This is a genomic window from Homoserinimonas sp., from assembly GCF_056262345.1.
Window position 1 is genome coordinate 1 of record NZ_JBACFR010000195.1, and the last position, 8,868, is coordinate 8,868.

8 protein-coding genes are annotated in these 8,868 nt (G+C 66.0%); 5 read left to right on the forward strand and 3 right to left on the reverse strand.

Annotated elements, in window-relative coordinates; genetic code table 11:
* Positions 1–84: 84 nt before the first annotated feature.
* The 3 genes from AC062T_RS09595 to AC062T_RS09605 are packed head-to-tail and all read right to left on the reverse strand — an operon-like array spanning position 85 to position 3,929.
* Entirely contained in the window at positions 85–2,142 is a 2,058-nt protein-coding gene (locus tag AC062T_RS09595) for a PTS fructose transporter subunit IIABC (RefSeq protein WP_476029494.1), read from the reverse strand.
* A 42-nt stretch (positions 2,143–2,184) separates the two neighbouring features.
* Complete coding sequence (locus AC062T_RS09600) at positions 2,185–3,144, reverse strand: 1-phosphofructokinase family hexose kinase (protein WP_476029496.1); 960 nt, start codon at positions 3,142–3,144, stop codon at positions 2,185–2,187.
* Positions 3,141–3,929, reverse strand: coding sequence for a DeoR/GlpR family DNA-binding transcription regulator (locus AC062T_RS09605; protein WP_476029498.1), 789 nt, complete (start codon positions 3,927–3,929; stop codon positions 3,141–3,143). Before AC062T_RS09605 ends, AC062T_RS09600 begins: the two co-directional genes overlap by 4 nt.
* Before the next feature lie 177 nt (positions 3,930–4,106).
* Here AC062T_RS09605 and metG point away from each other — a divergent pair, with 177 nt between their 5' ends.
* From metG to AC062T_RS09630, 5 genes are all read left to right on the forward strand, one after another.
* Entirely contained in the window at positions 4,107–5,696 is a 1,590-nt protein-coding gene (metG, locus tag AC062T_RS09610) for a methionine--tRNA ligase (protein ID WP_476029500.1), read from the forward strand.
* Entirely contained in the window at positions 5,668–6,606 is a 939-nt protein-coding gene (locus AC062T_RS09615) for a TatD family hydrolase (RefSeq protein ID WP_476029502.1), read from the forward strand. Before metG ends, AC062T_RS09615 begins: the two co-directional genes overlap by 29 nt.
* Entirely contained in the window at positions 6,603–7,454 is an 852-nt protein-coding gene (gene rsmA / locus AC062T_RS09620) for a 16S rRNA (adenine(1518)-N(6)/adenine(1519)-N(6))-dimethyltransferase RsmA (protein WP_476029504.1), read from the forward strand. Before AC062T_RS09615 ends, rsmA begins: the two co-directional genes overlap by 4 nt.
* Before the next feature lie 88 nt (positions 7,455–7,542).
* Positions 7,543–8,085 (forward strand): hypothetical protein, encoded by a 543-nt coding sequence (locus tag AC062T_RS09625; protein ID WP_476029507.1) that lies wholly within the window; start codon positions 7,543–7,545, stop codon positions 8,083–8,085.
* 61 nt (positions 8,086–8,146) lie between these two features.
* The coding region (locus tag AC062T_RS09630; protein ID WP_476029508.1) for a 4-(cytidine 5'-diphospho)-2-C-methyl-D-erythritol kinase at positions 8,147–8,868 on the forward strand (722 nt) is incomplete at its 3' end.

Here is an 8,868-nt window from a genome sequence, read left to right on the forward strand (position 1 = left end):
CTGGCGTGGAGTCCAACTTTGCTGGCAATGGTGGCGGTGCGTTCAGGCATGATTCTCTTTCGTTGGAGCGGGGTGCTGGCGAGCCTACGCCGAGACGGTCTGAGCCGCGGTAGGCAGTGTCGTGGGGCGACGGACGGCCCACCGCTTGAGGGCGATCACGATGAGGGCCGTGATGATGGCTCCGATGAGAATCGCCACGATGAACAACAAGAAGTTGTTGATGGCGAAGAACACGAAGATGCCACCGTGGGGAGCCTGAGAGGTGACTCCACCCGCGAGCAATATCGCACCGGTCACGGCGCTGCCGATCGTGGTGGCGGGGATCACGCGCAGGGGGTCGGCCGCGGCAAACGGGATGGCGCCCTCCGAGATGAACGATGCACCGAGCAGCCAGGCTGCCTTGCCGTTCTCGCGCTCGACGGGCGTGAACAGGCGTCGATCGAGCACAGTGGAGGCGAGGGCGAGGCCGATGGGGGCCACCATGCCGGCTCCCATCACGGTGGCCATGATGATCCACGGCCCCTGATTGTCCAGCGAGCCTGCGCTGAGACCTGCGACCGCAAACGAGTAGGCCACCTTGTTGACCGGCCCGCCCAGGTCAAAGCCCATCATCGCGCCCAGGATGAGGCCAAGGGCGATAGCGGATGCTCCGCTGAGCCCATTGAGAAAGTCGCTGAGGCTCGTGGTGAGCGCGGCAATCGGGCCACCGAGGAGCAGCACGAGCAGGCCGGAGGCGACGATCGAGGAGAGCAGCGGAATGATGACGACGGGCATGAGCCCGCGAAGCCAGGTGGGGGTGCGCCAGGTGCCGATCCAGTGGGCGACGACTCCGGCGAGCAGACCACCGACGAGGCCGCCGATGAATCCGGCGCCCATCAGCACGGCGACGGCACCCGCGGTGAACCCCGGCGCGATGCCGGGTCTGTCGGCGAGGGCGTAGGCGATGTACCCGGCGAGGGCCGGCACGAGGAACGCCATGGACGCGTTGCCGATTGCGAAAGCGGCTGCGCCCAGGTAGGCGGCGAGGCCGCCATCCGGCAGGTTCCACAGGCTGTTATTCACGACGACATCGCCTGCGACGTTGGAGATTTCGTAGCCGCCGAGCAGGAACCCGAGGGCCATGAGCAGCCCGCCTCCTGCGACGAAGGGGATCATGTAGCTCACGCCGGTGAGCAGCGAGCGCTTGATTCGCGCGCCGGTGCTCTCGCGCTGGTCGGTGGCAGTGGACGTGGTCTCGGCGCCGGAGGAGGGAATGCGCTTCGCGCCCGGGTCGGATGCCGCGGCGAGCGCCTCGGCGATCATGGCGTCCGGCGCGTCGATTCCCCGTTTGACGGGGGCTTGTACGACGGGCAGGCCGGCGAATCGGCCCTTATCGCGAACGTCGACGTCGACGGCAAAGATCACTGCCTCCGCCGAGGAGATGATGCTCGGGTCGAGCGGGGTGGCGCCTGCCGAGCCCTGGGTCTCAACGTGCAGCTCGACTCCGGCGCGCTCGGCGGCAGCGGAGAGTGCATCGGCGGCCATATAGGTGTGGGCGATTCCGGTGGGGCAGGCGGTCACGGCCACTAAGCGCGGGCGGTCGCCGTCAGCGCCTGGTGTTGTGGGGGTCGATGCAGCGGTCGCGGAGGCCGCGCCAGCACCCGCAGCGGCGCCCGCAGCGGGTGCCGCTTCTGCGCTTGGTGCTTCCTCGGCGGGCGCGATCGCCTGCTCAACCAGCTCCACAATCTGCTCCCTGCTGCTCGCCTCCCTCAGCGACGTCACGAACTCGGGGCGCACGAGGGAGCGGGCGAGGGCTGCCAGCAGGGTGAGGTGCGCCTGATCGGCTCCGGCCGGTGCCGCGATCAGAAAAATCAGGTCGGCGGGGCCGTCGGGGGAGCCGAAGTCAACGGCAGGGTTCGGTCGAGCCATGACGAGGGTCGGTTCGGTCACCGACTCTGATCGGCAATGGGGGATGGCGATTCCGCCCGGAACGCCCGTGTCGGTCTTCTGTTCGCGAGCCCAGGCATCGTCAAAGAGGGCCCCGGCATCCGTGGCCCTGCCCTTCTCGGCAACGAGGGAGGTGAGTGCGCGGATGACGCCGGCCCGGTCGGTGCCCAGGTCGACATCGAGAAGAACGAGATCGGGGGTTATGAGGTGCGACATTGCTTTCTCCTTGTGTGAGATTTCTGCGACGCGGGGGCGGCGCTAGTCGGCGTTCGAAAGTTCGGAGAGCCGTCGAACCTCGGCAAGCTCTGGGGTGGTATCTGCCGGTGAGGGCATTGTGCTGCCGGGCAGGGATGCTGCTGCGGCTCCGTGGGCTACCGCCTGAGCGAGTCGTCGCTCGGGTGGCGCTCCGTGCTGATCGGCGAGTAGATATCCGGCGAGGGAGGCGTCGCCTGCCCCGACTGTGCTGCGGGCAACGACGGGCGGCATCGTGGCGCGCCACGTCGCGTCGGCGGTGACGAGCAGCGCCCCGCGTGCGCCGAGAGTTGCGAGCACGGCTCGGCAGCCTCGGGCCACGAGCGTGCGGGCAGCGGCGGCCGCGGCATCCGGGTCGTCCTCGAAGGTATCGGCGAGCCCCGTGAGTTCGGCGAGCTCCTCGGAGTTGGGTTTGATGAGGTCGACGCCAACGCCCGAGGCCATGAGGGCCCGCATGGGTTCGCCTGACGAGTCGACGGCGATACGGGGGCCAGACCCTTCGCTGCGCACCGCAGTGACGACGCGCGCGTAAAAGTCGGAGCTGAGGCCCGGCGGCAGCGAGCCGGCGAGCACAAGCCAGTCGGCGCCACGCGCGTGCGCGGCGACAAGGGCAATGAGGGCGTTGTCATCGTCAGCGCTGAGCAGAGGCCCCGGCTCGTTGATCTTGGTGGTCGTGCCATCCGGTTCTGTGATGGTCACATTCGATCGAACTCGCCCAGCGATGGGCAGGCTCGCCGCGGGGGTGTGCTCCGCCCGAAGGGCCACGAGCATGGGATCGGATGCTGCGCCCGGCAGAATCGCGATCGTGTCGAGCCCCGAGGCGATGAGCGCGCGGGAGACGTTGACTCCCTTTCCGCCGGGCTGGTCTCCACTCGCGATGGCGCGCTGGACTTCGCCGCGCGCGAGCCGGGTGTCGAGCTCGATCGTGCGGTCGAGGCTCGGATTAGCCGTGAGGGTCACGATCATGCGAGAACCACCTCGACGTCGGCGTCGCGCAGGGGATGGGAGAGGTCAGCGTCTGGTTGCTTGTCGGTGACAAGGGTGTCGATGTCGGCGAGGGCCGCGAAGCTCACGAGCGTTTCGACGCCGAGCTTGGAGGCGTCGACGAGGGCGATTGCCCGGCGAGCCCCGAGCGTGAGCGCAGTCTTGACGGCGGCCTCGTCGGGGTCTGGGGTGCTGAATCCGAATGCGGAGTGCAGCCCGTTCGCGCCGACGAAGGCGATGTCGGGGCGAAGCCGGGAGAGCTGCGCGAGCGTCGTGGGCCCGACCGCGGCGCTCGTGATGCCCCGTAGGCGGCCGCCGATGATCTGGACTTCGATATGGGGGTTGTCGCTCACGGCGCTCGCAATGGCGATGGAGTGGGTTATGACGGTGAGCGAGCGGTCGGGAGTGTCTGGCTGCCAACGGGAGAGTCCCTGGGCGAGCATGCCCGTCGTGGTTCCCGAGTCGATGGCGATTGCCCCGCTGAAGGTTGAGGGAATCAGGGCGAGCGCGGCGAGAGCGATGCGCTCTTTGGCTGCAGCGTTGCGGTCGCTGCGCTGGGCGATGCTCTCTTCTGTTCTGCTGATGCGGGCGGCCGAGACGGCCCCTCCGTGAACCCGACGGAGAACGCCCCGAAGCTCGAGCTGGTCGAGGTCGCGGCGCACGGTCTCGTTTGAGACGTCGAACTCGCGGGCGAGGTCGACAACCGTGACGCGGCCGTCATCGGCAAGGCGATTCTCGATCTGCTGCTGGCGTTCGGTGGCGTACATCGCGGTCTCCTTCGACGGCCCAGGATGCGGCGGGCGCGCCTGCGTTTCTGTGAGAGTACGCCCGAATACCTGCGATTGCAACACGATCACAGAAAAACCCACAGATTCCCACACTCGCCGGGGGCGCATCCGCAGTATCGCCGTAACCGCCCACCCCCTCCGTTTAGGATTGAGCGCATGTCGTCAGGCAAGTCCTTCTATATCGCCACGCCCATCTTCTATGTCAACGATGTGCCCCACATCGGGCACGCCTACACGGAGGTGGCCGCAGACGTTCTCGCGCGCTGGCACCGCCAGAGCGGAGACGACACGTGGCTGCTCACGGGAACGGATGAGCACGGGCAGAAGATTCTGCGCACCGCCGTTGCCAACGGGGTCACCCCCAAGGAGTGGGCCGACCGCCTCGTCGAGAGCGCATGGAAGCCTCTGCTTGAGACCATCAACATCGCCAACGATGACTTCATTCGCACCACGGATGTTCGCCACGAAGAGGGCGTCAAGATCTTCTTGCAGAAGCTCTACGACGACGGCTTTATCTACCAGGGCGAGTTCGAAGGCCATTACTGCGTCGGCTGCGAGGAATACAAGCAGCCAGGCGACCTCGTTCCCGGAACCGGCGAGTACGCGGGCCAGCTTGTCTGCGCAATCCACTCCAAGCCCGTCGAGGTGCTCAAGGAGACCAACTACTTCTTTCGCATGAGTGACTTCGAGCAGCGCCTGCTCGACCTCTACGAAACCAACCCCGACTTCGTTCAGCCCGAAAGCGTGCGCAACGAGATCATTCAGTTCGTGAAGCAGGGGCTTCGTGACCTCTCGATCTCGCGCTCAAGCTTCGACTGGGGCATCCAGATCCCCTGGGACGACAAGCACGTCGTCTATGTGTGGTTCGAGGCGCTCCTCAACTACGTCACCGCGATCGGCTACGGCGTCGACGACGAGAACTTTGCGCGGCGCTGGCCCGCCGTGCAGCTCGTGGGCAAAGACATCGCCCGCTTTCACGCAGTGATCTGGCCCGCCATGCTGATGGCGGCAGGGCTGCCCGTCTCGCAGAAGGTCTTTGGTCACGGCTGGCTGCTCGTGGGCGGCGAGAAGATGTCCAAATCAAAGCTCACGGGTATCGCGCCCTCGGATATCACCGACACGTTTGGTGCCGACGCGTTCCGCTACTACTTCATGAGCGCCATCCATTTTGGTCAAGACGGCTCGTTCAGCTGGGAAGACCTTGCGGCCCGCTACCAGTCGGAGTTGGCCAACGGCTTCGGCAACCTCGCCTCCCGCGTGATCGCCATGATCAACAAGTACTACGACGGCGTCGTGCCGACACCGGGCGACTACACGGATGCCGACCGCATCATCCAGCAGAATCTCGCCTCAGCCGTTGCCTCGGCGGATGCCGCGATGGACCGATTCGCGATCCACGAGGCAATCGCCGCAGTGTGGACCGTCGTCGATGATCTCAACGGCTACATCACGGTGCAGGAACCCTGGGTTCTGGCCAAGAAGGAGGAGACGCGCGAGCGTCTCGGTACCGTGCTTTACACCACCGCCGAGGGACTACGGGCCCTTGCGGTTGCGCTCTCGCCCGTGATTCCCGAGGCGACGGCAAAGCTCTGGGCAGCCCTTGGCTTCACCACGCCGCTCACCGATCAGCTCATTCCCGAGGCGGGCCAATGGGGTGTTCTTCAGCCTGGATCGAGAGTTGCAACGCTTCCCCCTCTCTTCCCGCGCATCGAGCAGGATGCCGTCGATCAGAACGTCGCACAGTGAGGACACCGTCAGCATGACTTACCCCCCGCTGCCAGAACCGCTCGTCGTCGGCGTGTATGACAACCACACCCACCTCGACTCGGCGCTCTGGGTGCCAGAGGGGGAGTCGGAGCTTCTCGACTATCGCGAAGCACTCGACAAGGCCAGCAGCGTCGGGGTCAGGGGTGTCGTGCAGGTGGGGACCGATGTTGCGTCGTCCCGATGGTCGGCCGAGATGGCATCGCGCGAACCCCGCATGCTCGCCGCGGTTGCGATCCACCCGAACGACGTCCCCGCGCTGGAGGCTGAGGGCACCCTCGACGACGCCCTCGCCGAGATTGACGAGCTAGCCTCACGCCCCCGCGTCCGCGCGGTGGGCGAAACAGGCCTCGACTACTTTCGCACCGATGACGCCGGCAAGCCAGCGCAGATGCGGGCCTTCGAGGCTCACATCGAAATCGCCAAGAAACACGGTCTTGCACTGCAGATTCACGATCGCGATGCGCACGCCGATGTCATCTCCACACTGCTCAGAGTCGGCGCCCCCGAGCGAACGGTGTTCCACTGTTTTTCTGGCGACGTCGAGATGGCAAAGCTCTGTGCGGAGCAGGGGTGGTATCTCTCGTTTGCGGGAACCATCACCTTTAAGAATGCGCCGGTGCTGCGTGAGGCCCTTGTGGTCACGCCGCGGGACCGCATCCTCGTAGAAACCGACTCCCCGTACCTCACCCCAACCCCGCACCGCGGCCAGACGAATGCGTCGTACATGATTCCGCACACCCTGCGACTGATGGCCGACACGCTCGGCACGAGCGAGTCGATTCTCGCCGCCCAGATCGCGTCCAACACTGAGCTCGTCTACGGCAGCTGGAACGACGAGCCTGTCTTCGTCGATGCTGCCGCCGACCTGCCGCCCCACGCTCTCGCATGAGCGCGTCGTCAGGAAAACTGCTCGGCCCCGCCGAGGTGCGAGACCTTGCCGACCTGCTCGATCTGCAACCGACAAAGAAACTCGGCCAGAACTTTGTCATCGATGCCAACACGGTGCGACGCATCGTCAAGGCGGCCGGAGTCACGGGCGACAGCCCCGTCGTCGAGGTGGGCCCCGGGCTGGGCTCGCTCACGCTGGGCCTGCTCGAAACCGGTGCCCCCGTTATCGCCGTCGAGATCGACCCGCGCCTGGCCGCTCAGCTGCCGCTGACGGTGTCGCAGTTGCAGCCGGATGCCGACCTCACGGTGGTTCTGCACGACGCGATGACCATCACCGAGCTACCGGGGCGCCCCACCACCCTCGTTGCGAACCTTCCCTACAACGTGTCGGTGCCCGTGTTGCTACATTTCTTGGAGCACTTTCGCTTCATAACGTCGGGGCTCGTCATGGTGCAGGCCGAGGTGGGCCAGCGCATCGCCGCAACTCCCGGCTCCAAGATTTATGGCAGCCCCAGCGTAAAAGCCGCCTGGTATGGGCACTGGCGCACCGCCGGCATGGTGAGCCGGCAGGTGTTCTGGCCCGTGCCCAACGTCGACTCGATCCTCGTGGGCTTCACCCTGCGAGACGACATCATCGGCACCGAGCAGGAGCGCATCGATACTTTCGCGCTCGTGGATGCCGCCTTCGGCCAGCGCCGCAAAATGCTGCGACAGTCGCTCTCGAGCGTGCTCGGCAGTTCGGCCGCCGCGACCGAACGGCTCGAGGCCGCAGGCATCGACCCAACGCTTCGCGGCGAGCAGCTCACCGTCGACGACTTTCTCGCCATCGCCCGGGCGGCCAACGCCTAGATCTCGCCGCCTGCAGGCCACCTTGTGGTTTGCGTAGCATCCGCTCCGTTGGCTTCTAAGCTCATGGTTCGCGGCGTATCGTGACCGCATGGTCGCCGTCTCGCCGAGCACAATCTCCGATACCAGGCTCATGGCCGCAACGGGCAAGACCCGCGGCGAATGGCATGCGTTGCTCGACGCCGAGAACGCGCCGACATGGAGTCATCCGCAGATCGCCGCATGGCTGCACCGCGAGCATCATGTCGACGGATGGTGGGCTCAGGGAATCACGGTCGGGTACGAACAGGCGCGCGGTATGCGGCTGCCCGGTCAGCAACCCGACGGCACATTCGCTGCCGGGATCAGCCGCACGGTGGACGGAGACCGGCAGGCCACCCTCGATCGGGCCGTGAGCCTCATTAACGACCATCTCGACACAGGACCGGATTCTGTGAGCCGAGACGCGAAGCATCCGACCGCCCGCTGGAGGCTCGCCGACGGGACCGGCATGCTCGTCACGGTGAGCCCGGCCGGCATCGGCACCGTCAATCGCAGCAGAGTCGCTCTCACGCGCCTGCGACTTGCCGGGCCAGAGTCGCTAGCCCCGGCAAAAGCCGAACTTGCAGAGATTCTGAACACGCTCGCGGGTTAGGTCTTGACTGAGAGAGTCTCAACGGTCTGGAGTAGACCGACTGGTCGAGTAGGTTTATTCCATGACGTCGCTCCCGAGGCCCCGCATGATCCATGCTCGCGCTCCGGGCAAACTCAATGTCTTTCTCAAGGTCGGTGCTCTGCTCGACGACGGCTACCACGATGTGGCCACCGCCTATCAGGCCGTCTCTCTGTACGAAGACATTCGCGCCTACCCCGCAGATGACTTCTCGGTCTCGTTCTCAGGCTCTATCGATACCTCGGGCCTGGCCCTCGACGGCAGCAATCTCGCGATCAAAGCGGCTCAGTTGCTGGCCCGCGTCTCCGGTTACCGCGGCGGAGTGCGGCTCGAGGTTGATAAGAACGTGCCCGTCGCCGGCGGCATGGGCGGTGGATCTGCGGATGCTGCGGCCACCCTTCTTGCCTGTGACACCCTGTGGGGCACCGATCTGGGCCGCGAGGAGCTCATCTCGCTTGCCGCCCAGCTCGGAGCAGACGTTCCCTTCGCGCTGATGGGTGGCACGGCCGTGGGCACCGGCCGCGGCGACCAGCTCAGCCCGGCGCTGGCGAAGGGCCAGTTTCACTGGGTACTTGTCCTCGCCGATTTCGGCATGAGCACGCCTACCGTGTATTCGGAACTCGACCGCCACCGCGAGCGCCATGCCCTCGATATCTACCCTGCCGAGCGGGTGCCCAGCGTCGACGCGCCCGTCCTTCACGCGCTTCGGGCAGGCGATCCTGCCATGCTCGCCGAGGTCATGCACAACGACCTTCAGGCCCCGGC